Genomic DNA, 26,001 nt, shown 5'->3' with positions numbered 1-26,001 from the left:
GTTCCTAGGCTGAGGGCGCGGGCCCCCGCCCGCCCTTCCCGAACGGAGAAACCGGATGTCCGACTGGACCTACGACCCCTACGCCCGCCTCGGCGAGGTGCCGACCTTCGCGCTCGAGAGCGACGACATCGCCGACGGTGCGCCCCTGTCCGCCCGCCACTACGGCGAGGGCTCCGGCGGGGAGGACGTCTCGCCGCACCTGCGCTGGTCGGGAGCCCCCGCCGAGACGAAGAGCTTCGCCGTGACGGTGTTCGACCCCGACGCGCCCACCGGCTCCGGCTTCTGGCACTGGGCCGTCTACAACCTCCCGGCCGACACCACGGAGCTCCCCACGGGAGCCGGAGCCGCCGGCTTCGAGCTGCTCCCGGCGGGCGCGCAGACGCTGCCCAACGAGATGCGGCTGCGCCAGTTCGTCGGAGCGGCGCCGCCGGACCGCGAGCACCGCTACTTCTTCGTGGTGCACGCCCTCGATGTCGAGTCGCTCGACCTCGACCCGGAGTCGACGCCGGCGATCCTCGGCTTCAACGCGCACTTCCACACCCTCGCGCGGGCGCAGATCGTCGCCACGGCGACGCCGGACGGCGCGAAGGACTGACCGCTCCGCGGGGAGCGCGCGCTACCCGAAGAGGGTGCGCGCCTCCTCGTAGCGGGCGTCCGGCACCGTCTTGAGGGTGCCGAGCGCCTCGGCGAAGTCCACGTGGTAGATGTCGGTGCCGCGCAGGGCGACCATGCGGCCCCAGTGCTCGGCGACGACGGAGTCGATGGCGGCCATGCCCAGGCGGGTCGCGAGGACGCGGTCGAACGCGGTGGGCGTGCCTCCGCGCTGGATGTGGCCGAGCGTGGTGGCGCGGGTCTCGATGCCGGTGCGCTCCTCGATGAGCGGAGCCAGCAGCTCGCCGATGCCGCCGAGGCGGGGCCGACCGAAGGCGTCGAGGCCGCGCTCGGAGTGGGCGTCGTCCATCGTGTCGAGCGAGAAGCCCTCGGCGACCACGACGAGCGGTGCGCGCCCGCGGTCCTGCGCGCTCTGCACCCACTCGACGATCCGGTCGAGGGAGGTGCGCTTCTCCGGGATGAGGATGACGTGGGCGCCCGCGGCCATGCCGGAGTGCAGGGCGATCCAGCCGACGTGGCGGCCCATGACCTCGGCGACCATGCAGCGGCCGTGCGAGTCGCCGGTGGTGCGGAGGCGGTCCATCGCGTCGGTCGCGATGCCGACGGCGGTGTCGAAGCCGAAGGTGTAGTCGGTGGCGCCGAGGTCGTTGTCGATGGTCTTCGGGACGCCGACGATCTTGAGGCCCGCGTCCGTGAGGCGCTTGGCCGCGGCCAGGGTGCCCTCGCCGCCGATCGCGATGATCGAGTCGATGCCGTTGCGGTCCATCATCTCGGCGATCTTCTCGGGGCCGCCGTTCTCGCCCTCGAAGGGGTTCGTCCGGCTGGTGCCGATGATCGTGCCGCCCTGCTTGGCGATGCCCTGGATCTCGGGGCGGCCCAGGGGCAGGAGGTCGCCGTCGACCACTCCGCGCCAGCCGTTCCGGAAGCCCACGAACTCCTGGTCGTAGACCTTGATGCCCTTGTAGACGGCACCGCGGATGACGGCGTTGAGGCCGGGGCAGTCGCCACCGGAGGTCAGGATCCCGATCTTCACCCGCTCAGGTTAGAGGACCCGGTGAACGGATGTGCACGCGGACGACGACGGGCCCCTCCTCGCCGCCTCGAGGAAGGGCCCGTCGTCGTGCTCTGTGCTGGTGGGACTAGGTCGTGACGAGCTCGCCGTTGACGCCGCGGGGGAAGAATCCGCCGGTGCGCGTGCCGGCCGCGGGGTTCAGGTACACGATGTTGAGGACCTGGCCCGGGGTGCGGCTGAACGCGATGGAGCTGCCGTCGGTCGGGACGATGTTCGCCTGGCCGTTGACCTTGACGCCCTGGTCGAGGTCGGTCTTGCCGTCGAGGCTGTCGCGCGCGTCGGAGAGCTTGTTCGCCGAGTCGGACAGGTCGGCGGCGTAGATCGCCGAGCGGATCGCGCCCGCGTGGTACGCCTCCACCGCGAGGATGCCGGCGGCCGCGTCGAGGTAGGTCTTCGACTGGATGAGCGGGGCGGCGCCCTTGTAGGCGGTCACTCCCACGTCCTCGAAGACGAAGGCGCCGAGCAGGAAGTTCGACTCGCTCGCGAACGGGTCGAACGACTGACCGGCCTTGATCAGCCCCGCCGCAACGGCGGCGGAGTTGAAGCTGTCCTTCAGGTTGATCGCCGGGCGGGCCACCTTCGCGGTGCCCAGCGCGGCCCGCAGGAACTGCACGTGGGCCTTCTCGTCGTTCGCGACCTCGGTGGCGAAGCTCTTCAGCCACGGGGTCTTGAAGTCGACGGGGCGGCCGCCGATGACGCCGCCGGGCGTGCCCTTGCCGGTCACGTCCGAGCCGCCGAGGCCGGTGCCGTAGACGGCGCGGAGGTAGAACTCGGCCTCGAGGTACTCGAGGTTGAGGGCGAAGTTGAGGATCGAGGCGTCGCTGGGGCCGCTGGCAGCGACCTCCTCGGCGGAGGCGGTGGGCGCGGCGAGGGCCGCGGCTCCGATGCCGAGGCCGGCGACGCCGGTGGCCTCGAAGAAGCGGCGACGGTCGAGAGCGGTCTCAGAGCTCTTGACGATCGCGTTGCGGATGAAGGTCGTGTCGAACATGTGCGCATCTCCAGTGTTAGGCGGGTGCCGGGCAGCTGGAGCGCCGCCGCGACAGCGCGAAGCTACGCCCGGGACCGACCTGCTGACCAGTGGAAACGGGCGATCGGATCCGCGCATGTGTTCACGCCGACTGAACCAATCCGCCGGGCGTGTCGCTCCGAACACGTCGTGGATGGGGGTTCTGCGGAGGAGTGTCCGATCCGGTGTCGGAGCCGCCGGTTAGCATCACTGCGTGTCGATCCCCGCCCCCGCTCCCGAGCCCTTCTGGGCGACGGTCTACGCGCCGTCGGAGCCCGTGAGCCTCGCGCTCACCCTCCGCACGCTGCTGCGGGGCTCGGGCGACCCGACCATGCTCCTCGACGCGTCCGGCTTCTGGCGGGCGTTCCGCACGCCGCTCGGCCCGGGCACGCTGCATCTGCGGCAGGCGGCGGACGGCGCGGTCCACGCGCGCGCCTGGGGCGGGGGAGCGGAGTGGCTGATCGACGCGGTCCCCGAGCTCCTCGGCCACGGCGACGACTGGAGCGGGCTCGACCTGTCGGCCCACGCGCCGCTCGCCGAGGTGCTCCGCCGCTCGTCGGGCCTGCGCCTCACGCGCGCGAACCTGGTGTTCGAGATGCTCGCGCCGTCGGTCCTCGAGCAGAAGGTCACGAGCACGGAGGCGTGGCGCGCCTACCGGGTGCTGGTGCGCCTCCACGGGGAGCCCGCCCCGGGGCCGGTCGCTCTGCACGTGGCTCCGAGCGCGCAGCAGTGGCGGCGCGTGCCCTCGTGGGACTGGCACCGCGCGGGAGTGGATCCGCGGCGCTCGCGGACCGTCCTCACCGCCGCGCTCGTCGCCTCCGGCCTCGAGCGGACCCTCGCGCTCGGGCGGGGCGGCGACGAGGTCGCCCGCCGGCTGCAGTCGGTGCCGGGGATCGGGCCGTGGACGGCGTCCGAGGTGATGATGCGCGCCCACGGAGATCCCGACGCGGTCAGCGTGGGCGACTACCACCTGGCCGCGGCCGTCGGCTTCGCGCTCACGGGCCGGCTCGGGGTCGACGACGACGGCATGCTCGAGCTCCTCGAGCCGTGGCGCGGGCACCGGCAGCGGGTCATCCGGCTGATCGGCTGCAGCGGAGCGAGGAAGCCGCGGCACGGCCCGCGGATGACCATCCAGGACCACCGCCGGCACTGATCCGCTCCTCCTCAGGGGCGGCTCGCGGGCGAGTCGGCGCGACCACCGCGTCACGCCGCGTCCGGGCGGCGGGTCGGGCTTAGCCTCGGAGGATGCAGCAGTCGACGACCCCAGGTGTGCCCGGCAGCGACCCGGAGCGCGAGCCCGACGACGCGGCCGTGCGGAGCGGGGTCGACGCGACGATCGGTGGTCGGACGCCGGAGGGCGGCACGGGGTCGGACGACGAGGTCGAGGCCGGTGAGGCGCGCGACTCCGTGAGCGGGGCCGAGGTCGTGCCGGCGCCGGAGTCCGCGTCCGAGGACGTGGCCGAGCCTCAGGACGAGCAGGAGTCCGACGCTGAGGACGAGGACCTGCGCGAGCCCGGTGTTCAGGAGGAGGACGAGGTCGTGCGCGACGCTCAGGACGCGGCCGTGAGCGAGCCCGATGCCGACGACGAGGTCGTGCGCGATGCTGAGGACGAGGTCGTGCGCGGGCCCGACGCCGCGTCGGAGTCGGAGCACGCCGCGCCCGCCGCCGCCGAGCCCGAGGTCGACGACCGCCCGATGATCGAGCGCGTCGAGTCCCTGGTCCGCCGCTGGATCGCGCGCAGCGGCGAGTTCCCGGTCGAGCCCGCCGCCCAGCGGCTCGCGGGCGTGCTCCAGGACCCGAACGGACTCGACTTCACCGTCGGGTTCGTCGACGGCGTCGCCCGGCCCGAGGACCTCTCGGTCGCGGCCGAGAACCTCGCGGCGCTCACCGCGAAGACGCCCGCCTTCCTCCCCTCCTACCTGCGCGCGGCGATCAGCACCGGCGGCGCCGTCGGCCCCGTGCTGCCCTGGGTGGTCGTGCCCGCGGCCCGCCGGGTCCTCCGCCGCCTCGTCGGGCACCTCGTGGTCGACGCCTCGGAGGCGCGTCTCGGTGCGGCCGTCGCCGCGCTGCGCGAGGGCGGCGACCGGCTCAACCTCAACCTCCTCGGCGAGGCCGTGCTCGGCGAGCGCGAGGCCCGCCGCCGCCTCGAGGGGACCCTCCGCCTGCTCGAGCGGCCGGACGTCGACTACGTCAGCGTCAAGGTCTCGAGCGTCGTCAGCCAGCTGTCGATGTGGGCCTTCGAGGAGGAGGTCGACCGCGTCGTGGAGCGTCTCACCCCGCTCTACCAGGCCGCCGCGTCCGGAGCCGACCCCACCTTCGTCAACCTCGACATGGAGGAGTACCGCGACCTCGACCTGACGGTCGCCGTGTTCCGGCGCCTCCTCGAGCAGCCGGGCATGCTCGACCTCGAGGCGGGCATCGTCCTGCAGGCCTACCTGCCCGACTCCGTCCGCGTGCTCGACGAGCTGACCGAGTGGGCGCAGGAGCGCCGGGCCCGCGGCGGAGCCCCGATCAAGGTGCGCGTCGTGAAGGGCGCGAACCTCGCGATGGAGCGGGTCGACGCGGCCCTGCACGACTGGCCGCTCGCGACCGTCGGCAGCAAGGTGGAGGCCGACACGAACTACAAGCGCCTGCTCGACCGGGCGCTGCGGCCGGAGCGCGTCGACGCGGTGCGCGTGGGCGTCGCCGGGCACAACCTCTTCGACCTCGCCTGGGCGTGGCTCACGGCGACCGAGCGCGGGGTGACCGGCGCGGTCGAGATCGAGATGCTGCTCGGGATGGCGACCGGGCAGGCGCGCGCCGTCCGCGAGGACGTGGGACGCCTCCTCCTCTACACGCCCGTCGTGCACCCGCACGAGTTCGACGTGGCCATCTCGTACCTCATCCGCCGGCTCGAGGAGAACAGCAGCCCCGAGAACTTCCTGTCGGCCGCGTTCCGCCTCGACGACGAGGAGGTGCTGCAGCGGGAGCTCGGCCGCTTCCGCGCCTCGCTCGAGGCCCTCGACGACTCCGTCCCGCCGCCGAACCGCACGCAGGACCGCCTGCGGGAGTGGTCCTCCGGCTCCGGCCGCCGCCTCGTGCAGGAGCACGCCCGCGCCGGCGAGCGGGCGCAGGACCCGGCCGCCGCGGGCCTGACGCAGGCCGTCCTCGGCCTCAGCCGCGGCTCCGGTGCGGCCGCCGCGACCGCGGGCTTCCACAACGAGCCCGACACCGACCCCGCCCTCCCCGGCAACCGACGCTGGGCGCGCCTGATCACCGAGCGCATCGCCGGGTCGACCATCGGAGCGGGCACGGCCGACGCCGCACGCGTGAGCACCGAGGCGGAGCTCCAGGAGGTGCTGCGCACGGTGTCCCGCCGCGCGGAGCGCTGGGGCGAGCGCCTGGGCTACGACCGAGCGGCCGTGCTCGACCGCGCCGGCCTCGTCCTCGCCGCGAACCGCGACCGCCTGATCGAGGTGATGGCCTCCGAGACCGGCAAGACGATCGCCGAGGCCGACCCCGAGGTCTCCGAGGCCATCGACTTCGCCCACTACTACGCCACCCGCGCCCGCGAGCTCGACGCCGTCACCGGGGCCACCTTCGTCCCCGCGCGGGTCACCGTCGTCGCTCCGCCGTGGAACTTCCCGGTCGCCATCCCGGCCGGATCGATCCTCGCGGCGCTCGCCGCCGGCTCCGGAGTCGTGGTGAAGCCGGCGCCCCAGGCCCGCCGCTCGGCGGCTGTGCTCGTCGAGGCGCTCTGGGACGCGGGCGTCCCGCAGGAGCTCCTCGCCCTGGTCGACCTCGACGAGGAGGAGCTGGGACGGGCGCTGATCACCGACCCCCTCGTGGACCGCGTGCTGCTCACCGGCTCCTACGAGACCGCCCGCCTCTTCCGCTCCTGGCGGCCCGGCCTCGCGCTGCAGGCCGAGACCAGCGGCAAGAACGCGATCATCGTCACTCCCCACGCCGACTACGACCTCGCCGTCGCCGACATCGTCCGCAGCGCCTTCGGGCACGCCGGCCAGAAGTGCTCCGCCGCCTCCCTGGTGATCCTGGTCGGCTCGGTCGCCCGCTCCAAGCGCTTCCGCGCCCAGCTGGTCGACGCCGTCACGTCGCTCCGCGTCGGCCGGCCCGACGACCCGTCGGCGGTGATGGGGCCGCTCATCGAGGAGCCCACCGGCAAGCTCCTGCACGCGCTCACCACGCTGGGCGGAGGCGAGTCGTGGCTCGTCGAGCCGCAGCGCCTCGACGAGAGCGGCACGCTCTGGTCGCCGGGGATCCGCGAGGGCGTCACCGAGGACAGCTACGTCCACCTCACCGAGTTCTTCGGCCCGGTGCTCGGGATCATGCACGCGGCGACCCTCGAGGACGCCGTCCGGATGCAGAACGGCACCGAGTACGGGCTCACGGCCGGGCTCCACTCCCTGCACGCCGACGAGCTCGCCCTCTGGATCGACTCGGTCGAGGCGGGCAACCTCTACGTCAACCGGGGCATCACCGGAGCGATCGTCCGGCGCCAGCCCTTCGGCGGCTGGAAGCGCTCGTCCGTCGGCGGCGGCGCGAAGGCGGGCGGACCCAACCACCTCATCGGCCTCGGCTCCTGGAAGCCCTCACCCGCGCGCTCCTCCTCGACGCTGCACCTGCGCGGCCTCGACGACCGCGCGCGCCAGTTCATCGAGGCGGCCCAGTCCTCGCTCCGGTTCGAGCAGTTCGACCTGCTCCGCCGCTCCGCACTCTCCGACCAGCTCGCCTGGGCGACCGAGTTCGGAGTCGTCACCGACATCTCGAAGGTCGGCGTCGAGCGCAACCTGTTCCGCTACCTCCGCGTGCCGATCGCGCTGCGCCTGGCCGACGGCGGCGACCTCGGAGAGCTCCTCCGCGTCATCGCCGCCGGCCTGCTGACCCGCTCCCGGATGGACATCTCCACGTCCCTCCCGCTCCCGCCGCGGGTCCAGGAGATGCTCGGCGGCGACGAGCTCGCCGAGATGGCGGGCCTCGTCCCGCGCATCGTCGTCGAGACCGACGCCCAGTGGCTCGAGCGCGCCGCGGCCGGCCGCATCACGGCGCCGCGCATCCGCATCATCGGCGACATCGTCTCCGACCGCGTCGACGGTTACGCGGGCCCGCAGGCCCCCGGCAGCCCGACGCACGGACAGCAGGCCGTCGTCCGCCGATCGTACGACTCGACCGGCTCCTTCACCGACGTCGTCGCCGGCATGACCCGCGGCAGCACGGGCACGCCGGTCCCGCTCACCCGCGCCGACGGATCCCGCGTCCCCCTCGCGACCGCCCTCGCCGAAGCCCTCGGCGGCGCCCTCGACACCGCCGTCTACGCCGACCCGGTCACCCCCGCCGGCCGCGTCGAACTGCTGCCCTTCCTCCGCGAGCAGGCGATCTCGATCACGAACCACCGCTTCGGCAACCCGATCGATCTGAGCGACGACGTGCTGTAGTCGATTCCACGCCCGTCCCTGACGGGCGTGGCGCGGTCGGCTTGGCGACGGGGTGCGTTCTGAGGAGCGGGGGGCGTTCGGCTACAGCGATCCGCTGGTACGCGGATCGCTGGGTCGCCTCGGGGGCGGTGCTCGCGGGGATGGTGTGGATCGAGTGTGGCGCGGTCGGCTTCTCGACGGGGTGGTTTCTGCAGGGCGGGGTGCGTTCGGCTGCAGCGATCCGCTGGTACGCGGATCGCTGGTTCGCCTCGGGGGGCGGTGCTCGCGGGGGTCGTGGGGATCGTGTGTAGTGCGGTCGGCTTCTTGACGGGGTGCGTTCTGCAGGGCGGGGTGCCTACGGCTGCAGCGATCCGCTGGTACGCGGATCGCTGGTTGGCCTCGGGGGCGGTGCTCGCGACGATGGTGGGATCAGGCTGGCGCGGGTCGGCCTCCCGACGGAGCCCCGGGACGCGGCTCGACGAGGCGCGGGGGACTTACTTGTCGCGGCAAGTAGTGGGTAGGGTGGGGGGATGAGTGCGCCCGAGACACGCTGGCTGACGCCCGATCAGCTCGACGCCTGGCTGCGCTTCATCGCGGTCGTGGAACTGCTGCCGGGCGCCCTCGACACTCAGCTGCAGCGCGACGCGGGACTCACGCACTTCGAGTACCTGACGCTGGCGATGCTGTCCGAGGCGCCCGACCGCGCCCTCCGGATGACCACGCTCGCCGCCCGCACCAACGCGACCCTGCCCCGGCTCTCGCACGTGGTGACCCGCCTCGTCGCCCGCGGCTACCTCGAGCGCCGCCCCTGCGCCTCCGACGGCCGCGCCACGAACGCGGTGCTCACCGACGCCGGCCTCCAGAAGATCGTCGACACGGCGCCCGGTCACGTCGCGACCGTGCTGGCCGACGTCATCGATCCGCTCGACGCCGAGCAGATCCCGCAGCTGGCCGACATCATGTCGCGCATGCTCGCCCGGCTCGACCCCGAGGGCAGGATGACGGTCGACGCCGTGCGCTCCTCGCTCGGAGACCCCGACACCCGCTCCTGCTGAGCGCGCCGACCCCTCACTCCCGGGGCGGACCGGCCTCGGCCGCGGCCGGATCCGTGTACAGGGACTCCCGGACGTGGCTGTCAGGGTCCTCGAGGCCGCGCGCCCGCATGGAGCCGAGGTCCTGCACCGCGACCGGCTCGGCGCCGCCGGAGGCCGGCCCGTTCCCGAGCACCTCGCCGACCTCCTCCCGGCTGCCGACGCTCACCGCGAAGAGGCCCTGCACCCGGGAGCGCGCGTCGATGATCTCCTTCGACCTGGAGGTCGAGAAGGAGAGGTGCGGGACGACCATCGCGGACACGTGCTCGGAGGCGACGGAGCAGGCGGCGTCATCGCTGAACAGAGGATCCAGGGTCCGGCCGAGCGCCGGGGAGAACGCCCTCGAGCGCTCCGGATCCGTGAACGGGAGGTCGACGAGGATCGAGTCGACGGCCCTCCGCATCCGTACGGCGATCGGCCGCGCGACACGCGGAGTCCGTGCCATCATCGCCTCGTGCAGTTCACCACGACGCTCTTCCGGATCGGCAACAACACCGGCATCGAGGTGCCGCCCGAGGTCCTCGAGGCACTCGGCGGCGGCAAGCGTCCCGCCGTCGCGGTGACGGTGAACGGCTACCGCTTCACCAGCACGGTCGGAGCGATGGGCGGACGCGCGCTCATCCCGTTCTCGGCCGAGAAGCGCCGCGAGACGCAGCTCGCCGGCGGTGACGCGATCGACGTCGTGATCGAGCTCGACACCGCGCGGCGCGAGGTCGTCGTGCCGGAGGACCTGGCGTCCGCGCTGGCCTCAGCGGGCGCTGTGGAGCGCTTCGCCGCGCTCTCGCCCAGCGCGCGGAAGGCCCACGTCACGTCGGTCGAGGGCGCGAAGGCCGCCGAGACGAGGGCGCGCCGCGTCGCCTCGATCGTCGCGGCGCTCGCCGGCTGACGGGCGCGCCACGGTCCGGACCGCGACCTCCCCGCCGGATAGGCTGCCTCCGGCGCCCCACGGCGGAGCGCTCTGGAAGCGGAGTCGGGGGACTTGATGGGTGCGGTTCGGCGTTGGGTGTTCCCGATCGTGTGGATGGTCATCATCGGAGCGGCGAGCATCGCCCTGGTGAAGATCGCGTTCTTCCCGGACGGCGCGGCCGAGGCCGATCCGACGCAGCCGACCGGTGAGATCACCGAGCCGACCGTCACGGTCGCCCGCGGCACGGTCACCAACGACCTCACCCTCCAGGGCACCGTCGCCGCCGACCCCGCCGTGCCGCTGAAGGCGACGGCGGCCGGAACGGTCGACGACGTCTACGTGCAGCAGGGCGCGGCCGTCGCGTCGGGCGATCTCATCTACGACATCCGCGTCGAGACTCAGCGCGACCCGGTCGAGACGACCGGCCCGGACGGCGCCGTCACCCTCACCCAGCAGGAGCCCTCCGTGCGCTTCGAGCGGGTCTACGCCGCGACCGGCGGCACCCTCAGCGCGCTCGGCGTCATCCACGACCAGGCCGTCACGGTCGGCGAGGTGACCGGACAGGTCGCGCCGCCGAGCTACGCCGTCACCGGCACGATCGACGCGCAGCAGCTCTACCGCATCCAGAACCGGCCGACGGAGGCACAGGTCGCGATCACCGGCGGGCCCGCCGGCTTCACCTGCACCGACCTCACCATCAGCACCCCTCTCGCCGGAGCCGGCGAGGGCGGCACGACCGGCGGAGCGACGGACGGCGGCGGCGGTGGAACCTCCACCGGCGGCTCCGGCACGAGCTTCACCTGCCAGGTGCCGACGGAGGTCACCGTGTTCCCCGGGCTCGCCGCCTCGGTGACGCTCGCGGGAGGCAAGGCGGAGGACGTCCTCGTCGTGCCGACCACCGCGGTCGAGGGCACCGCCCAGTCCGGCGTCGTGTTCCGCCGGGCGGACGACGGCAGCACCGAGGAGGTCCCGGTGACGCTGGGACTCACCGACGGCAGCTCCGTCGAGATCACCGGCGGAGTGGAGGAGGGCGCCGAGCTCCTGCAGTTCGTGCCGGGCGCGGAGGAGGCTGCTCCCGACGTCCAGCTGGGCGGCGACTGCATCGCGCAGCCCGACGGCTCGGTCTTCTGCTCGTGACGATCCTCCGGCTCGAGGGGATCCGCAAGGTCGTCCCGCTGCCCGATGCGCCGCCGCTGACGATCCTCGACGGCGTCGATCTCGAGGTGGGCGAGGGCGACCACGTCTCGGTCGTGGGGCGCAGCGGCTCCGGCAAGTCGACGCTGCTCAACATCCTCGGACTGATCGACGAGCCGACCGAGGGTCGGATGCTGCTCGAGGGTGCTCCCACCGAGACCCTGTCCTCGCGGGCCCGCGCGCGCATCCGCGGCGGCAGCATCGGCTTCATCTTCCAGCAGTTCAACCTGCTGGAGGGGCGGACCGCCCGCGAGAACGTGATGACGCCGCTGCTCTACGCGACCGGATCGGAGTTCTGGCGCCGCCGCGACCTCGCGGCCGAGATGCTGGAGCGCGTCGGCCTCGGGCACCGCGTGGACTCGATGCCCGGGCGCATGTCCGGCGGCGAGCAGCAGCGGATCGCGATCGCCCGCGCCCTGGTGCGCCGACCGCGGCTGATCCTCGCCGACGAGCCGACGGGCGCCCTCGACACCGACACCGGCGAGAGCGTGATGGGCCTGCTCGACGAGATCGCCCGCGAGTCCGGCTCCGCGCTGGTCACCATCACCCACGACCCGGCCATCGCGGCGCGGGCCGAGCGCCACTACCGGCTCGACCACGGCCGACTGGGCTCGACCGCGGATGCGGGCCCCGTCGCCGAGGCGGTGGTCGTCTGATGCGCGTGCTCGTCGGGATCGCCGGCGCGATCGTCGAGGCGTGGACCGAGCTGCGGATCCACCGCGGCCGCGTGCTGCTCTCGCTGGTCGGAGTCGCGGTGGCCGTCGCCGCCCTGACCGCGGTCGTCGCCGCCGGCGGCATCGCCCGCCAGGCCAGCATCGAGCAGGCCGAGCGTTCCAGCGGGCGCCCGGCGAGCCTCTTCCTCTCCGCCTACACCTCCGGCACCGGCACCGCCGAGGTGGATGCCGACGCACTCCAGGCCGCGTGGACCGGTGCGCTGGAGCGGTACTCCATCACCTACGCGAGCCGCTCGACCTACGGCAGCGCGCGCGTCCAGTTCGCCGACGGCGCCGTCGACGTCGCGGTGCAGGCGGTCGACCAGCCCTTCGCCGAGATGCACCGGCTGAAGATCGTGGACGGCTCCTGGTTCACCGCCCGCGACTCCCAGCGCCTCGCTCCCGCACTCGTCGTCAACGAGCGCTTCTGGGAGCGGATCGGGAGCCCGGATCTGCGCACCCACCCGGTGGTCACCCTGCTCGGCTCCGAGCGCGACGTCACGGGCGTGGTGGTCGGCGTGACTCCCTCCTCGCAGTTCGAGACGGATCCGTCGATGATGATGCTCGCGGACGCCTACCCGGCGGTCGCCCGCGACGCCGACCCGCAGTACGGCGGGCAGGGCGTGCCGAACTACGAGATGTGGGTGCCGCTCGACCTGGCCGAGCCCCTCGCCGCGGCGGTGGAGCGCGACGTGGCCGGCGCCCTGGGATCCGACTTCGAGGTGTCGGTCGACCGGCAGGACTACCTGGTCTACGACTCCGACCCCTTCGGCGTGCTGACCTGGGTGATCGGCGGCGTGGCGGGCCTGGTGCTGGCGCTCGGCGCGCTCGGACTGCTCAACATCGCCCTGGTCACCGTCCGGCAGCGGATCCGCGAGATCGGCATCCGGCGCAGCTTCGGCGCCTCCTCCGGCCGCATCTTCTTCTCGATCATGATGGAGAGCGTCGTGGCGACCGTGGTCGCCGGAGTGGTCGGCGTGACGATCGCGGTCATCCTCGTCACCAACCCGTGGACGGTGGCCTTCGTGCAGGACAACGGGATCGCCGACATCCCGCCTTTCCCGGCCGAGGCGGCGCTGCTCGGGCTCGGGGCGGCGACCCTCGTCGGCGCGCTCGCGGGCCTGGTGCCGGCGATCGTCGCCGTGCGGGTGAAGGTGATCGACGCGATCCGCTACTGAGGCCCGCCGAGGGTGACGACGAGCTCGTCGCCCTCGAGCGCGGCGTGCGCGTCGGAGTAGTGCGCGATCCGGGGCAGCCCCCGGGTGCTCGCACTCTCGTGGCTCCCGACGACGATGACGCGCATGCCGGCGTCCAGACCCGCCCGGATGCCGGCCTCGGCGTCTTCGAACACCAGCGCGTCCTCGGGGGAGACGCCGAGCAGGGCCGCGGCGGCGAGGTAGCCGTCGGGAGCAGGCTTGCCGTTCGCGACGTCGTGCGCGGTGACGACGGTGTCGGGGGAGGGCACGCCCGCCGCGGCCAGACGGGCGGCCGCCAGTGCCGGGCTCGCGGACGTGACCAGGGCGACGCGCTCGCGGGGGAGTGAGGCGAGGAACGCCGTCGCGCCGGGGATCTCGACGGTGCCCTCGGTGTGCTCGAGCTCGTACGCGTCGAGCTCCGCGACGATCGCGCCGACGTCGCTGCCGGCCGGAGCGAAGCGGCGGACGCTGTCGGCGGCGCGGACACCGTGAACGGCGCCGAGCACCGCGTCGTGGTCGAGAGCGAAGCGCTCGGCGAAGGCGCCCCAGATGGTCTCGACGACGGCCGTCGAGTCGACGAGCGTCCCGTCCATGTCGAAGAGGGCGGCGCGGGCTCGGAGGAGGTGGGGCATGCGTCCATCCTGGCGGTCGGCGGCCTCCGGCGTCTGCCGGAGCGGACAGCGCTCGGACAGCGCGCGATCAGCCCGCCCTCAGGCCATGCATCGTGTCGCGGCGCTACGGTGGTCCGAGATCGCGGGCAGACGCCCGGAGGGGAGTGGAGGACGCCATGACGGACGACAACGGAACCGGCACGGACCAGGGCGCGAGCACGGGCGGCGAGGCCTCCGGACCCCGCGCCGGGTGGTACCCGGACCCGGCGGGCTCGTCCCGTCAGCGCTGGTGGGACGGGACCGGCTGGACGGAGTCGCTCCGCGACGCGCCGGCGGCCACTCCCACCGCCCCGGCCGAGAGCGGGTCGGCGCAGGCCGCCGCGACTCCCGTTCCGCCGACCGCACCGACTCCGCCCGCGCCGCCCGCCGAGCGTCCCGCCTACGGGGAGACGTCGAGCGGAGCGGCGACGAGCTATGGGCAGTCGGCCTCGGGTCGGTATCCGCAGCAGCCGTCGTCCGCCGACCCGCAGCAGAGCTACGGGCAGCAGGGCTACGGCCAGCAGGGCGCCGGTCAGCAGCCGCAGCCGCAGCAGCCCTCCGGCCAGCAGCAGCCGCAGCAGGGCTACGGCCAGCAGGCTCCCCAGCAGTACGGCCAGCAGGGGTACGGCCAGCAGCCCTACGGCCAGCAGCAGCAACAGCCCTACGGCCAGCAGCAGCCGCAGTACCCGGCCTACGCCGCGGCTCCCGGAGCACCCGTGCAGCAGCGCGACACGAGCATCGTCACGTCCACCCCGTGGATCTGGGTGGTGGTCCTCCTGCCGCTGCTCTCGGCGCTGTCGATCTTCCTCCTCCCGCCGAGCGCGATCGTCGACTCGTCGATGGCCTCGACCTACGGGCCGAGCTCCTCGATGGGGATGTCGACCGCCTACCTCGTCGGCCTCGGCGTGCTCCAGGTCGTCGGCTTCCTGATCTACGCGGCGGAGGTCGTCTTCGCCTTCCTCGACTGGCGCCAGCTGAAGCGAGCCGGCCTGCAGCGTCCGTTCCACTGGGCGTGGGCCTTCCTCGCCGCTCCCTACGTCTACGTGATCGGCCGAAGCGTGGTCGTGAAGCGCGTGACCGGCGGCGGACTCCTCCCGCTCTGGGTCTTCCTCGGCGTCGTGGTCGTGTCGTTCCTCATCGCGATCGGCTGGACGGTGTCCCTCTTCTCCCAGATGACGCAGGCCTTCGCTCCCGCGGGCTTCTGAACCCGTGCGCGCCGCCGATCTCGTCCTGACCGGCGGCGCCGTCTTCACCGCCGACGCCGTGCGCTCCCGAGCGCACGGCGTCGCTGTCGTCGGAGGGCGGATCGTCGCGGTCGGCGCCGACGCCTCCGACCTGATCGGGCCGCGCACCGAGGTGGTCGACCTCGAGGGCCGGATGCTCGTCCCCGGCTTCCAGGACGCCCACGTGCACCCGGTCTGGGGCGGCGCCGCGCTGCTGCGCTGCTGGCTCGGAGCGGGAGGGTCGCCCGCCGAGCACCTGGCGACGGTCGCCGAGTACGCGGCTCGGGAGAGCGGAGCGGAGTGGATCCTCGGCGGCGGGTGGAACCTGCCCGACTTCCCCGGAGGCACCCCGACCGCCCGCGAGCTCGACACGGTCGTCCCTGACCGGCCCGCCTTCCTCACCAACGCCGACGGGCACGGTGCCTGGGTCAACTCCGCCGCACTGCGCCTCGCGGGGATCGACCGCACGACGCCGGACCCCGCCGACGGCCGCATCGAGCGCCTGGCCGACGGCACCCCCTCCGGCACCCTGCACGAGGGGGCGATGGACGCGGTCCGCCGCCACCTCCCGCCCGCGAGCGCGGACGAGCTCCACCGCGCGCTGCTCCTCGGGCAGGAGACCCTGCACTCGTTCGGAGTGACGGCGTGGCAGGACGCGATCATCGGCTCCTACGGCGATGTGGGCGACCCCGGTCCGGTGTACCGCCGCGCGGCGCTGAGCGGCGAGCTGACCGGGCGCGTCCGCGGTGCGCTGTGGTGGGACCGGGGCCGCGGCGTCGAGCAGATCCCGGAGCTCGTCGAGCGGCGCGCGGCGCTCGCCGCCGACGGCTTCGCGCCGACGACCGTCAAGATCATGCAGGACGGGGTCGCCGAGAACTTCACGGCGGCGATGCTCGAGCCCTACCTCGACGGGCACGGCGGCCACGGTCACGGCGACGGCCTCTCGATGGTCGACCCGCGCCTCCTGAACGAGGCCGTGCCGCTCCTGGACGCGGCCGGGTTCCAGGTGCACTTCCACGCGATCGGCGATCGCGCCGTGCGCGAGTGCCTGGACGCCGTCGAGCGGGCGATCGAGGCGAACGGGCGCCGCGGCAACCGCCACCACCTCGCGCACCTGCAGGTCGTGCATCCGGACGACCTGCCGCGCTTCCGTGCGCTCGACGTCGCGGCGAACCTGCAGATGCTGTGGGCCTCGGCGGAGCCGCAGATGGTGGAGCTGACGCTGCCGTTCCTCGGTGAGCGGCGCGGCTCGTGGCAGTACCCGTTCGGCGATCTGCTCCGCTCGGGCGCGGTGCTCGCGTCGGGGAGCGACTGGCCGGTGTCGACGCCCGACCCGCTCGCCGCGATCCACGTCGCGGTGAACCGGCTCTCGGCGCCGTCCGAGCGCGAGCCGGGGTGGAGCGAGGAGGTGTTCCTCCCGGAGCAGCGCCTCGACCTCGCCACCGCCCTCTCCGCCTCCACGGCCGGCTCGGCGTGGGTGAACGGCCTGGAGGGCGAGTCGGGCTCGATCGCCGTGGGACTCGCGGCGGACTTCGCCCTGCTGGACCGGGACCCCTTCGCCGGCGACCCCGGGGCGATCGGGGACACCCGGGTGCTGGGCACCTGGATCGGCGGGGAGCGCGTCCACACCGCAGCGGACGCGCCCGCCTGATCCGGGTCGTTCAGGAGGCGGCGCTCAGCAGGTGATCGCTCCGCCGATGATCCCCGCGAGCAGCCCGCCGGTCGCGGAGGCGATCGCGCCGGGACCGGAGATCGCACCGATCACCCCGCCGGTCGCGGCACCGCTGACGCCGCTCCCGGCGACGCAGTGGCCCCACTCGGGCGAGCTCCAGTCGCTGTTCAGGTGCAGGCCGCGTACCGCGGAGCGGGACGCCGAGTCCGGGGCGAAGTGGAAGGTGAGCGTGTCGGAGTCGTCGATCGACCAGTGGCCCGACACGGTGCGGCCGCGTCCGACGTCGATCCTCTCCGGGAGTGCGTCGGACGTCTCGGCGCCGTCCGTGAAGCCGACCCCGCCGCCCGCCAGCTCGACGATCCGCGTGCCGTCGGTGACGTCGAAGGTCACCGTCGACGCCGATCCGCCCCGTGCCTCGAGGTGCACCCGGCTGCTCGTCTCCTGCCTCGCCGGCTCGGCGTGCGCGGCCTGCGCTGTGAACAGCGGCACCGCCAGCAGAGCGGCCGCCGCCGCGACCAGTGCCGTGCTCGTCCTCTGTCGTTCCATCGTCGTTCCCTCCCTCGGATTCCGATCCAGGAGGGAGGGCTCAGCGCCGCCGGTCGACGAGGGCGAGGACGACGGACGCCACCGCTGCCGCGACGGCGGCGGTGACCACGACGTCCCACGGATCCTCGGCGCCCACCGCGGTCGCGACGAGGTGCCCGGCCAGGACGCCGACGAACAGTGCCGGCAGCATCAGCCAGATGCGCCGTCTCCGTCGTGCCGCCGTACCGGCCTGTTCCCTGTCGCTCATGCTCGCCCTCATGGATTCACCATACAGGTATGGAGTACCAGGCGGTCGCGACGCGCGTCGAGGAGGTGGCGCGATCCGTCAGGCCTCGCTGCGCTGGATGAGGCGGGAGAGGACGATCGCGGAGCGCGTGTGGTCGACGTTGGGCGCGATGCGGACCTTCTCGAGGGCGAGCTCGAGGCTGGGGATGTCGCGCGAGCGGATGTGGACGATCGCGTCGGCGGAGCCGGTGACCGTGCCCGCGTCGACGACCTCGGGGACCGCGGAGAGGATGCGGCGGAGCTCGTCCGGAGCGACGGTGCCGCGGCAGAAGAGCTCGACGTAGGCCTCGGTGGCCATGCCGTCGACCGCGGGGTCGACCTTGATCGTGAAGCCGCGGATCACGCCGTCGGCCACGAGTCGGTCGACGCGGCGCTTCACCGCGGAGGCGGAGAGCCCGACCACGCCGCCGATGTCGCCGTAGCCCGCGCGGGAGTTCTGGCGCAGCAGATCGAGGATCTTCCGATCGATGTTGTCCATGCTCCGAGGATAGGCGCGGCCGGAGCGGCGCCTGGACGGCAGCAGAGTGCCACTGGAGATTCGTGACGCCCGGCTATATAGTTGCTCTCGGTCAATAGTTGATCGCGGTCAACTAGAAACGCCGCCGTGCTGAAGAGGAGCCCATGTCACACCCCGAACACCGCGCCGCATCGCGCGGAACCACCGCGCCGCACGCCCCCGCCGGGCCGGACGGCGCCATGTCGCACCGCCAGGTGCTCGAATCGCTCAGCGGCCTGCTGCTGGGCATGTTCGTCTCGATCCTCGCGGGCACGGTCGTGTCGACCTCGCTGCCCCGGATCATCTCCGACCTCAAGGGCGACCAGAACGCCTACACCTGGGTCGTCACCGCGACCCTGCTCGCGACCACGGTCTCCACCCCGCTCTGGGGCAAGTTCGCCGACCTGTTCAACCGCAAGCTGCTGATCCAGCTCGCCCTCGGGCTGTTCGTCGTCGGCTCCGCTCTGGCCGGCTTCTCGCAGGACACGAACATGCTGATCGTCTTCCGCGTGTTCCAGGGCCTGGGCGCCGGCGGACTCGCCGCGCTGAGCCAGATCATCATGGCCGACATCATCAGCCCCCGTGAGCGCGGCAAGTACGCCGGCCTCTTCGGCGGCGTGATGGCGATCGGCACCGTCGGCGGCCCGCTCCTGGGCGGCGTCGTGACCGACGCGTTCGGCTGGCGCTGGAACTTCTTCATCGCGATGCCCGTCGCGATCGTCGCGATCGTCCTCCTCCAGATGACCCTCCGCCTCCCCGCGCACCCGAAGCGCAAGGTGCGGATCGACTACCTCGGCGCCGTGCTCATCGCGGGCGGAGTCTCGCTCCTGCTGATCTGGGTCTCCCTCGCCGGCAAGAACTTCGACTGGGCCTCGTGGGAGACCGCGGTCATGGTCGGCGGCGCCGTCGTGCTGCTCATCGCCGCCGTGATCACCGAGCTCACCGTGGCCGAGCCGATCATCCCGATGGGGATGTTCAAGAACCGCACCTTCAGCCTCGCCGTCGTGGCGAGCATCTCGGTCGGCGTCTCGATGTTCGGCGTCGCCGTCTTCCTCGCGCAGTACATGCAGCTGGCCCGCGGAGCCACGCCGACCCAGTCGGGCCTGCTCACCATCCCGATGATGGCCGGCCTGCTGATCGCCTCGACGATCTTCGGCGGGATCATCTCCCGCACCGGCAAGTGGAAGGCGATCATGATCAGCGGCGGCGTGCTCGCCGTGATCGGAACCTCCCTCCTCAGCACCCTCCGCTACGACACGAACCTGGTCCTCGTCGGGATCTACATGGCCGTCCTCGGCGCCGGCCTGGGCATGCTGATGCAGAACCTCGTCCTGGTGGTGCAGAACTCGATCGAGGTGAAGAACCTCGGCGTCGCGACCAGCGCGGTCACGTTCTTCCGCAGCCTCGGCGGCACCGTCGGAGTCTCGGTCCTGGGCTCGATGCTCGGCACCGTGATCGCCGACCGCATCAAGACCGGCATCGCGGGGCTCGCTCCCGCCGACCAGGCTCTCGCCGCGCAGGCGCTGGGCAGCGGCACGATCCCGCAGCCGGCGACCCTGCCCGACGCCGTGCGCGTCGTGGTCGAGAGCGCCTACGGGATCGGCGTCGGCGACGTGTTCCTCTACAGCATCCCGCTCGCCGTGGTCACGCTGATCGCCGTCGTCCTCCTGCCCAACGTGAGCCTCGGCTCGAAGAACGCGGTGCAGCTCAAGGCGGAGCCGACCACTCCGTTGCAGGCCGCGGAGGACGCCCTCATCGCCGCCTCGGACGGCCAGGCGGCGCTCCGCCCCGTCGGCCAGGCCCGGCGGACGGACGACGCGACGCACGCCCGGGAGGGTCGCGAGGCCACTCCCGTCGGACACGGCCGCCACGCCGACGAGGAGCGGCAGGAGGAGCCGGTCGGGCACGCCCGGCACGCTGCTCCCACCGGCTCCGTCGACGTGATCGAGCGCTCCTGATGCCCGCCGCCGCGCCCTCGGCCGAGGCGCTGCACGAGGTCGAGGAGCAGATCACCGTGCTCGCCGTCCAGGTGCGCCTCGCCGTCCGGGACGCGGCGGCGTCGATCGACCCGGCGCTGCCGCCCTTCGGACTGCGGCTGCTGCGGATCCTCGAGCGCTGCGGTCCGGTCCACTCCGGTGCCGCGGCGGAGCGGCTCGGGGTCGACCGCAGCGCGATCAGCCGCCAGGCCCGCCAGCTCGCCGAGCTGGGCCTGGTCGAGATGACCTCCGATCCCGCCGACGGCCGAGCGCGGTTCCTCTCGCTCAGCGCGGCCGGATGCGAGCGGATGCGCGACCTCGGCGGCCGTCAGCGGCAGCGGATGCAGGAGGCGCTGAGCGCATGGCCCGAGGAGGACCTGCGCGCGTTCGCGGGGTACCTGGAGCGGCTGACCGCGGCGGAGTGAGCCGCGTGATCTGAACGAGTGGCGCGGACCGATGCGGTCCGCGCCACTTCTGCGTGCCGCCGGACGCGGCGCGGGCGCGCTGACCGCGCGCCGTCTCGCGCCACCCGGGGCCGACGCCGTCGTGGTCGTTCTACATTTCCTGAGATGTTCTCACTCAGGAGGCGATGACCCTGTTCTCTTTCGATCATGCAGCAGCGGCGGAGCTGGTCCGCACCTCGGACGAGGCGGCGGAGGCGCTCGCCTCCCAGGAGCTGCTGAGGTCCGTCGCTGCCGAGTACGCACTGGGCGAGTTCCGCGGCGCGTACGCCGAGCTGTTCCGCCGGGTCCGCCTCTGCGACAGGGAGAACCGCGGTCGGCTGAGCGCCGAGCTGCACGAGCTCGCCGACACGGTGCGGCTCGTGGCGAGGAAGGCCGAGGAGGAGCGTCGGCGCCGGGAGGAGTACGCGGCCTGGGAGCGGCGGGCGGACGAGCGCGAGCGGCAGCGCCGCCTCGATCCGGTCGCGGCCCTCGCGGCGGGAGTCGAGGAGGTCGTCGACCGGCCGCCGTCCGATCGGCCGGTCGTGCCTCCGCCGATCCGTGCGCTGTTCTCCCCCCGGTCGGTGCCCCGCACGTCCCCGGGCGGCCCCGCCGCGGGAGGCACGACCTCCGCCGACCCCGAGCGCCTCGACGTCTTCGTCTCGCAGACCCGGCAGGCGGACGAGGCGATGCGCTCCCGGCTCCAGGATCTGATGGCCGCCTGGGGAGCCTTCGGCAACCGCTGCTCGTGGGCGCCGGTCGAGTCCTTCTCGGTGCTCCGGGGCTTCCGCGAGCTGCTGTCGATCGGTGCGGCCGACGCGACCTGGGTCGAGCAGATCTCCCTGGCCTTCACCGCCGCCGGGGGAGCGGCGCTCTCCGTTCCCGTCCTCGACGCCGTCGGCACCCTGGCGCGGCCCCGGGGCGGCCGGAGCCTGCTCGACTCCCTCGCGGCGCTCTCGTCCGACGATCTCGCGACACTCCTGGCGGCGTCGCCCGACCTCGCGGCGCGCCTCGGGCGACTGGCTCCGACCCTCGTGAACGACTGGTGGCGGAGCCTCGACTCCACGGACGGCGCGCGCTTCTCGCCGCAGCAGGAGGCGCTGGTCGCCGGTCTGCCCGGGGTGATCGGGAATCTGGAGGGTGTTCCCTACCGCGCCCGGGTGAGGGCGAACGAGAGGGCGCTGAGGGCGCGGATCGTGGCGCTGAGGAGCGAGGCGGCGGGCCTGCGCGGGAAGGCGGGCGACGGGGAGCGACTCGCGGCGGTGGAGTCGCAGCTGGTGGCGCTGAGGGACGTGCGGGCATCGCTCCGGCGCGGTCTCGGTCAGGACCCGCGCTTCCTCATCTCCCTGACCGCCGACGAGCCTCTGCTCGCCGCCGTCTCGATCGGCGATCCCGACACCGCCACGAACGTCACCTACGCCGTCCCCGGGATGGGACAGACGACGGAGAGCATGACCCGATGGACGAAGGCGTCGCAGAATCTGCAGTCGCTCCTCCCGCCCGGCAGCGCCGTCGTCTCCTGGATCGGCTACGAGACCCCGCCGATGGCGCGGCTCGGCGGGAACGGCATGGACGTCCTCACCTCGAACCAGGCGGTCGCCGGCGGCGCCGCACTCGCCTCGGCTGTCCAGGGGCTCTCCGCGGTCCGGGGCGACGACCTGCCGAAGCCGAACGTCGTCGCCCACTCCTACGGCAGCACCGTCATGGCCGTCGCCGCCTCGCGCTCGGACGTCGAGCTCGGGGTCGTCGTGACGCTGGGCTCGGCCGGCCTCCCGGACAGCGTCGACGAGGCGAGCGACCTGCACGCGGAATCCGTCTTCGCGGGGCAGGCGCGGGACAAGTACCTCGGCGAGACCGAGAGCGGCGACGAGGCCGCGTGGATGGGCCGCGCCTTCAGCTGGAACCACCACACGGATCCCGCTGACGAGGACTTCGGCGCGCGCGTCTTCGGTGTGGAGACCGGAGGCGACGCCGGGAGGATCGTGACGGATCACGCTGCGCTGAAGAGCGACGACGGCGATCTCGCGGGGTACCTCGACACGAACACCGAGTCCCTGCAGAACGCGGCGTGGGCCGTCTCCCGGCGACTCGACCTGCTGACCGAGAACCGGCCGCTCGGACCGACCGCCTTCCAGAAGGCGGTCGTGGGAGCCTCCCATGGCGGGTAGAGGCTCTCCTCAGCGGACGGGCGTCTCGCTGACCCTCGCCGCTCTGCTCGTGATGTCGATGACCGCTTGTGCAACTGGGAAGGAGACGAGACCGGTGAGCACGATGAGTCCTCGGGAGGGTCGGGACCGGGTGGTGGAGTTCGTGCGGGACTCCGCGGGGCGGCTCGATGTGGAGGGGTGGTGGCCGCGGAGCGGCGCGGCCAGGCCCGATGTGTGCGGCCCCGGCGACCGGGTGAGCGGTGCGAGCTACAGCTACGACTGGTGGGCTCCGGCGGGCACCGATGTCGAGGGGGATGCGCGGAAGGTCGCGGACTACTGGGAGTCGCTGGGGATGACGGTGAGAGTGACCGATTCGACTCCGCGCCCGACGGTCTACGGGCAGGGCGGACCGGTGCTGCGGGCGAGCTTCGTCACCGGCGCTGTCGAGGAGATGTACATGATCGGGGCGGAGATGCCGTGTGCGCCCGGCGATTTCGAATCACTCCTCCTCGAGGACGAGGCTCAGCGCGCGGCGGGCGCGGTCCTTCCGGGTGATGAAGGGGTCGTCCCGAAGCCGGATCCGTGGGACCTCCCACTCCCCTCCGATCCGTCGGGTTCCGGCTCGGAGGGATGAGCCGCCCCGTCCACCGCGTCCGGATCGGACGATGCCGACGTCGCTTCCGTTGCCGGGGGAGGGGTCGGCCTCAGCGCGGTGCGCCCACCAGCTGCGCGACGTGCACGACGAAGGCGCGGCGGCGGTCGCGCGTCTCCTCCCCGCCCCGGGAGGCGAAGGGGGTGAGGTGCCAGATCTCGCAGAGGCCGAGGAGGGCGATGAAGAGGTCGTCGGCGGACCAGCTCGCGTCGACGACGCCGGTGCGCTGCCACTCGAGGACCCGGGCCTCGGGGGCGGGGACCCCGCCGAGCTGCTCGCCGGCCTCCTCCCAGACGCCGGCTCCCTCCAGGCGCGCCCAGGTGAGCAGGCGCAGGAACTCCGGGTGCTCCCACACGTGGTCGAACATGCGGCCCGCGAGGTCGGGGAGATCCGCCGCCTCGGCGAGGAGCGTCTCGTCGAGAGCGCCGAGCGCCTCGACGACGGTCGCGACGAACAGGCCGCGCTTGCCGCCGTAGTAGGCGTAGAGCCGCTCCTTGTTCAGACCCGCCGCCGCGGCCACACGGTCGACCCGGGCGCCCGCGAAGCCGTGGGCGGCGAACTCGACGGAGGCCGCGCGGAGGATCCGCTCGCGCGCGGGCAGCGCCGCATCGGATGTCGGCTCCATGGTTCACCTCCGGGCGCTCGAACGATACACTCTTCTTCGCCCAACCAACTGGTTGGGGTGGTTCGGCCCCGATGACGCGGCTCGGATCCGGACCCGCCGGTCCCGCTCCGCTCCGTGTGAAAGGCCGCCATGCCCTCCCCGTCCGCTCCCTCCTCCGCCCGCCGCTGGTGGGTGCTCGTGATCCTCGCGCTCACGCAGCTCGTCGTCGTGCTCGACGGCACCATCGTCACGATCGCCCTCCCCGCCGCGCAGGCCGATCTCGGCCTCACCGACGTCGAGCGCCAGTGGGTCGTCACCGCCTACGCCCTCGCGTTCGGCGCGCTCCTGCTCCTGGGCGGCCGCATCGCCGACTACACCGGCCGCAAGCGCACCTACCTGATCGGGATGATCGGCTTCGGCGCCGCCTCCGCCTGGGGCGGCCTCGCCACCTCCGGCACCGAGCTGATCGCCGCCCGCGGGCTGCAGGGCGCCTTCGCCGCGCTGCTCGCTCCGGCCGCTCTGGCCCTCCTCACCGTCTCCTTCCCCTCCGGCCGCGAGCGGGGCACGGCCTTCGCCGTCTTCGGAGCGGTCGCCGGAGCGGGCGCCGCCGTCGGCCTCGTGCTGGGCGGGCTGCTCACCGAGTTCGCCGACTGGCGCTGGTGCCTCCTCGTCAACGTCCCCGTCGTCGTGGTCGGCGCGATCGCCGGCCAGCTGCTCGTCACCGAGAGCCGCGCGGAGGGGCGCAACCGCTTCGACGTCGCCGGGACGATCACCGTCGCGCTCGGGCTCGCGAGCGTCGTCTACGGCTTCACCCTCGCCGAGCAGGGCTGGCTCCGCGTCGACACCCTCGGCTTCCTCCTCGTCGGCGTGCTGCTGCTGGCCCTCTTCGTGCGGATCCAGGCCCGCTCGGACCACCCGTCGCTGCCGCTGCGCATCGTCGCCGACCGCGTCCGCGGCGGAGCCTTCCTGGTCCAGGCGATCGTCGGCAGCGTGATGATCGGCTCCACCCTCTACCTGACCCTGCACCTGCAGCTGGTCCTGGGCCTGCCGCCGCTCGAGGCGGGCCTGGCCAATCTGCCGATGACGGTGACGATCATGATCGTCGCGGGAGTCGCCGCCAAGCTGCTGCCGCGCACCGGCCCGCGCGTGCTGATGATCGTCGGCCCGCTGATCGCGGCGGCCGGGCTCCTCTACCTGAGCCGCATCACCCCCGACGGCGGCTACCTCCTCGAGGTGCTGCCCGCGCTGATCCTCCTGGGCGTCGGCATGGCGATGGTCTTCGTGCCGCTGCAGAACCTCGCGCTCACAGGAGTCGCGGCCCACGACGCCGGTGCCGCCGGAGCGACCGCCAACGCCGCCATGCAGATCGGCGGCTCGATCGGGCTGTCGATCTTCACGACCCTCTACGCGGGAGTCGCGGGTGAGCAGCAGTCGCCGGTCGCCTTCGTCGACGGCTACTCCGCGGTCTTCGTCGCGGCCGCGATCGGGCTGGTCGTCGCCTCCGTCGTCGCCGTCGCGATGATCCGGGTGAGGAAGGAGGAGTTCCTCGCCCATGCTCCGAAGGAGGCCGTCGCCCACCTGGGCTGATCCCGGCCTAGGCTCGGAAGCGCTATGCAGCCACTGACCGAGACCGAGATCCGCGAGTCCTTCGTCAACGCCTCCCGCAAGGAGGTCGCCGATCTCGCGCTGCCGAAGGACTTCGACGCGCTGGACTGGTCGGTCATCGACCATCTCGGGTGGCGCGACCGGAGGATGGGCCGCCGCGCCTACGTCGTCGTGCCGCTGGAGGAGCGCCTCGTCGGGGTCCTGCTCACCCAGGCCGACGCCCTGCCGCGCTCGCGGGCGCAGTGCTCGTGGTGCCGCGACGTGCAGCTCCCGAACGACGTCGTCTTCTTCGGGGCGCGGAAGGCCGGAGCGGCCGGGCGGGCGGGGGACTCGCTCGGCACGCTCGTCTGCTCCCGCTTCGAGTGCTCGGTGAACGTGCGGCGGCGCCCGTCGGTGGCCTACATCGGGTTCGACCTCGAGGCGGCGCGAGCGCAGCGGATCGCGACTCTGCGGGCGCGCACCGAGGGCTTCGCGCGCGAGGTGCTCGGCGAGGCGTGACCGC

At 73.1% G+C, this 26,001-nt stretch carries 24 protein-coding genes; 16 read left to right on the top strand and 8 right to left on the bottom strand.

Features of this window, described 5'->3' with window-relative positions:
• Window positions 1-55: 55 nt before the first annotated feature.
• The gene (locus tag C5C25_RS04730) at window positions 56-595 is read left to right on the top strand and encodes a YbhB/YbcL family Raf kinase inhibitor-like protein (protein WP_104249897.1); all 540 of its coding nucleotides are present in this window, start codon (window positions 56-58) and stop codon (window positions 593-595) included.
• 21 nt (window positions 596-616) lie between these two features.
• Here the strand turns inward: C5C25_RS04730 and C5C25_RS04725 are convergent, their stop codons facing one another.
• Together C5C25_RS04725 and C5C25_RS04720 are read right to left on the bottom strand one after the other, a co-directional pair.
• Window positions 617-1,645: a 6-phosphofructokinase gene (locus tag C5C25_RS04725; protein WP_104233097.1), complete on the bottom strand. Its 1,029-nt coding sequence runs from the start codon at window positions 1,643-1,645 to the stop codon at window positions 617-619.
• 106 nt (window positions 1,646-1,751) lie between these two features.
• Window positions 1,752-2,672, bottom strand: a complete 921-nt coding sequence (locus C5C25_RS04720; protein ID WP_104222865.1) for a ferritin-like domain-containing protein — start codon at window positions 2,670-2,672, stop codon at window positions 1,752-1,754.
• Between the two features lie 232 nt (window positions 2,673-2,904).
• On the opposite strand from C5C25_RS04720, the gene C5C25_RS04715 reads away from it, so the two are divergent.
• The 3 genes from C5C25_RS04715 (at window position 2,905) to C5C25_RS04705 (ending at window position 9,157) form a co-directional block, all read left to right on the top strand.
• Window positions 2,905-3,843 (top strand): DNA-3-methyladenine glycosylase, encoded by a 939-nt coding sequence (locus C5C25_RS04715; protein WP_258068819.1) that lies wholly within the window; start codon window positions 2,905-2,907, stop codon window positions 3,841-3,843.
• Between the two features lie 542 nt (window positions 3,844-4,385).
• Entirely contained in the window at window positions 4,386-8,123 is a 3,738-nt protein-coding gene (locus tag C5C25_RS04710) for a proline dehydrogenase family protein (protein WP_104249958.1), read from the top strand.
• A 509-nt stretch (window positions 8,124-8,632) separates the two neighbouring features.
• Window positions 8,633-9,157: a MarR family winged helix-turn-helix transcriptional regulator gene (locus tag C5C25_RS04705; RefSeq protein ID WP_104233099.1), complete on the top strand. Its 525-nt coding sequence runs from the start codon at window positions 8,633-8,635 to the stop codon at window positions 9,155-9,157.
• A gap of 13 nt (window positions 9,158-9,170) precedes the next feature.
• Here the strand turns inward: C5C25_RS04705 and C5C25_RS04700 are convergent, their stop codons facing one another.
• Window positions 9,171-9,638: a VOC family protein gene (locus C5C25_RS04700; protein ID WP_258069339.1), complete on the bottom strand. Its 468-nt coding sequence runs from the start codon at window positions 9,636-9,638 to the stop codon at window positions 9,171-9,173.
• A gap of 9 nt (window positions 9,639-9,647) precedes the next feature.
• Between C5C25_RS04700 and C5C25_RS04695 the strand changes: the two genes are divergently transcribed.
• The 4 genes from C5C25_RS04695 to C5C25_RS04680 all read left to right on the top strand — a co-directional run bounded on the left by C5C25_RS04695 (window position 9,648) and on the right by C5C25_RS04680 (window position 13,185).
• On the top strand, window positions 9,648-10,079 hold the full coding sequence (locus C5C25_RS04695) for a YdeI/OmpD-associated family protein (protein WP_104249895.1): 432 nt from the start codon (window positions 9,648-9,650) through the stop codon (window positions 10,077-10,079).
• 135 nt (window positions 10,080-10,214) lie between these two features.
• A complete protein-coding gene (locus C5C25_RS04690) occupies window positions 10,215-11,237 on the top strand; it encodes an efflux RND transporter periplasmic adaptor subunit (protein WP_146079426.1) in 1,023 nt (340 codons plus the stop codon).
• Window positions 11,234-11,950, top strand: a complete 717-nt coding sequence (locus C5C25_RS04685) for an ABC transporter ATP-binding protein (RefSeq protein ID WP_104249893.1) — start codon at window positions 11,234-11,236, stop codon at window positions 11,948-11,950. Before C5C25_RS04690 ends, C5C25_RS04685 begins: the two co-directional genes overlap by 4 nt.
• The gene (locus C5C25_RS04680; RefSeq protein WP_104249892.1) at window positions 11,950-13,185 is read left to right on the top strand and encodes an ABC transporter permease; all 1,236 of its coding nucleotides are present in this window, start codon (window positions 11,950-11,952) and stop codon (window positions 13,183-13,185) included. The genes C5C25_RS04685 and C5C25_RS04680 overlap by 1 nt, the downstream gene beginning before the upstream one ends.
• Here C5C25_RS04680 and C5C25_RS04675 read toward each other — a convergent pair.
• Window positions 13,179-13,835, bottom strand: a complete 657-nt coding sequence (locus C5C25_RS04675; RefSeq protein WP_104249891.1) for an HAD-IA family hydrolase — start codon at window positions 13,833-13,835, stop codon at window positions 13,179-13,181. The two genes, C5C25_RS04680 and C5C25_RS04675, sit on opposite strands and share 7 nt — an antisense overlap.
• 155 nt (window positions 13,836-13,990) lie before the next feature.
• Between C5C25_RS04675 and C5C25_RS04670 the strand changes: the two genes are divergently transcribed.
• A complete protein-coding gene (locus C5C25_RS04670) occupies window positions 13,991-15,058 on the top strand; it encodes a DUF2510 domain-containing protein (RefSeq protein ID WP_146079425.1) in 1,068 nt (355 codons plus the stop codon).
• Window positions 15,059-15,062: 4 nt separating this feature from the next.
• Window positions 15,063-16,727, top strand: a complete 1,665-nt coding sequence (locus tag C5C25_RS04665) for an amidohydrolase (protein ID WP_104249889.1) — start codon at window positions 15,063-15,065, stop codon at window positions 16,725-16,727.
• A 24-nt stretch (window positions 16,728-16,751) separates the two neighbouring features.
• Here C5C25_RS04665 and C5C25_RS04660 read toward each other — a convergent pair whose 3' ends face one another.
• The 3 genes from C5C25_RS04660 to C5C25_RS04655 form a co-directional block, all read right to left on the bottom strand.
• Window positions 16,752-17,294, bottom strand: coding sequence for a hypothetical protein (locus tag C5C25_RS04660; RefSeq protein ID WP_104249888.1), 543 nt, complete (start codon window positions 17,292-17,294; stop codon window positions 16,752-16,754).
• 40 nt (window positions 17,295-17,334) lie between these two features.
• Window positions 17,335-17,541, bottom strand: a complete 207-nt coding sequence (locus C5C25_RS16250; RefSeq protein WP_146076614.1) for a hypothetical protein — start codon at window positions 17,539-17,541, stop codon at window positions 17,335-17,337.
• A 78-nt stretch (window positions 17,542-17,619) separates the two neighbouring features.
• Complete coding sequence (locus C5C25_RS04655; RefSeq protein WP_104222855.1) at window positions 17,620-18,057, bottom strand: Lrp/AsnC family transcriptional regulator; 438 nt, start codon at window positions 18,055-18,057, stop codon at window positions 17,620-17,622.
• A gap of 218 nt (window positions 18,058-18,275) precedes the next feature.
• On the opposite strand from C5C25_RS04655, the gene C5C25_RS04650 reads away from it, so the two are divergent.
• The 4 genes from C5C25_RS04650 (at window position 18,276) to C5C25_RS04635 (ending at window position 23,272) form a co-directional block, all read left to right on the top strand.
• Window positions 18,276-20,033 carry an MDR family MFS transporter gene (locus C5C25_RS04650; protein ID WP_104249887.1) on the top strand — a complete coding sequence of 586 codons (1,758 nt, stop codon included), beginning with the start codon at window positions 18,276-18,278 and terminating at the stop codon, window positions 20,031-20,033.
• Window positions 20,033-20,476 carry a MarR family winged helix-turn-helix transcriptional regulator gene (locus tag C5C25_RS04645; RefSeq protein WP_104222853.1) on the top strand — a complete coding sequence of 148 codons (444 nt, stop codon included), beginning with the start codon at window positions 20,033-20,035 and terminating at the stop codon, window positions 20,474-20,476. The genes C5C25_RS04650 and C5C25_RS04645 overlap by 1 nt, the downstream gene beginning before the upstream one ends.
• Window positions 20,477-20,640: 164 nt before the next feature.
• The gene (locus tag C5C25_RS04640) at window positions 20,641-22,659 is read left to right on the top strand and encodes an alpha/beta hydrolase (protein ID WP_104249886.1); all 2,019 of its coding nucleotides are present in this window, start codon (window positions 20,641-20,643) and stop codon (window positions 22,657-22,659) included.
• Between the two features lie 49 nt (window positions 22,660-22,708).
• Entirely contained in the window at window positions 22,709-23,272 is a 564-nt protein-coding gene (locus C5C25_RS04635) for a hypothetical protein (protein ID WP_146079424.1), read from the top strand.
• Between the two features lie 70 nt (window positions 23,273-23,342).
• Here the strand turns inward: C5C25_RS04635 and C5C25_RS04630 are convergent, their stop codons facing one another.
• Window positions 23,343-23,915 carry a TetR family transcriptional regulator gene (locus tag C5C25_RS04630; protein ID WP_104222850.1) on the bottom strand — a complete coding sequence of 191 codons (573 nt, stop codon included), beginning with the start codon at window positions 23,913-23,915 and terminating at the stop codon, window positions 23,343-23,345.
• 129 nt (window positions 23,916-24,044) lie between these two features.
• Here C5C25_RS04630 and C5C25_RS04625 point away from each other — a divergent pair, with 129 nt between their 5' ends.
• Both C5C25_RS04625 and C5C25_RS04620 read left to right on the top strand, forming a co-directional pair.
• Complete coding sequence (locus tag C5C25_RS04625; protein ID WP_104249884.1) at window positions 24,045-25,481, top strand: MFS transporter; 1,437 nt, start codon at window positions 24,045-24,047, stop codon at window positions 25,479-25,481.
• 24 nt (window positions 25,482-25,505) lie between these two features.
• Window positions 25,506-25,997, top strand: coding sequence for an FBP domain-containing protein (locus tag C5C25_RS04620; protein ID WP_104222848.1), 492 nt, complete (start codon window positions 25,506-25,508; stop codon window positions 25,995-25,997).
• The last annotated feature ends 4 nt before the right edge of the window (window positions 25,998-26,001 follow it).

The organism is Rathayibacter sp. AY2B9 (assembly GCF_002931595.1).
Taxonomy (GTDB): domain Bacteria; phylum Actinomycetota; class Actinomycetes; order Actinomycetales; family Microbacteriaceae; genus Rathayibacter.
Note: the sequence above shows the minus strand (reverse complement) of the source record. Positions and strands in the feature narration are given on the sequence as shown.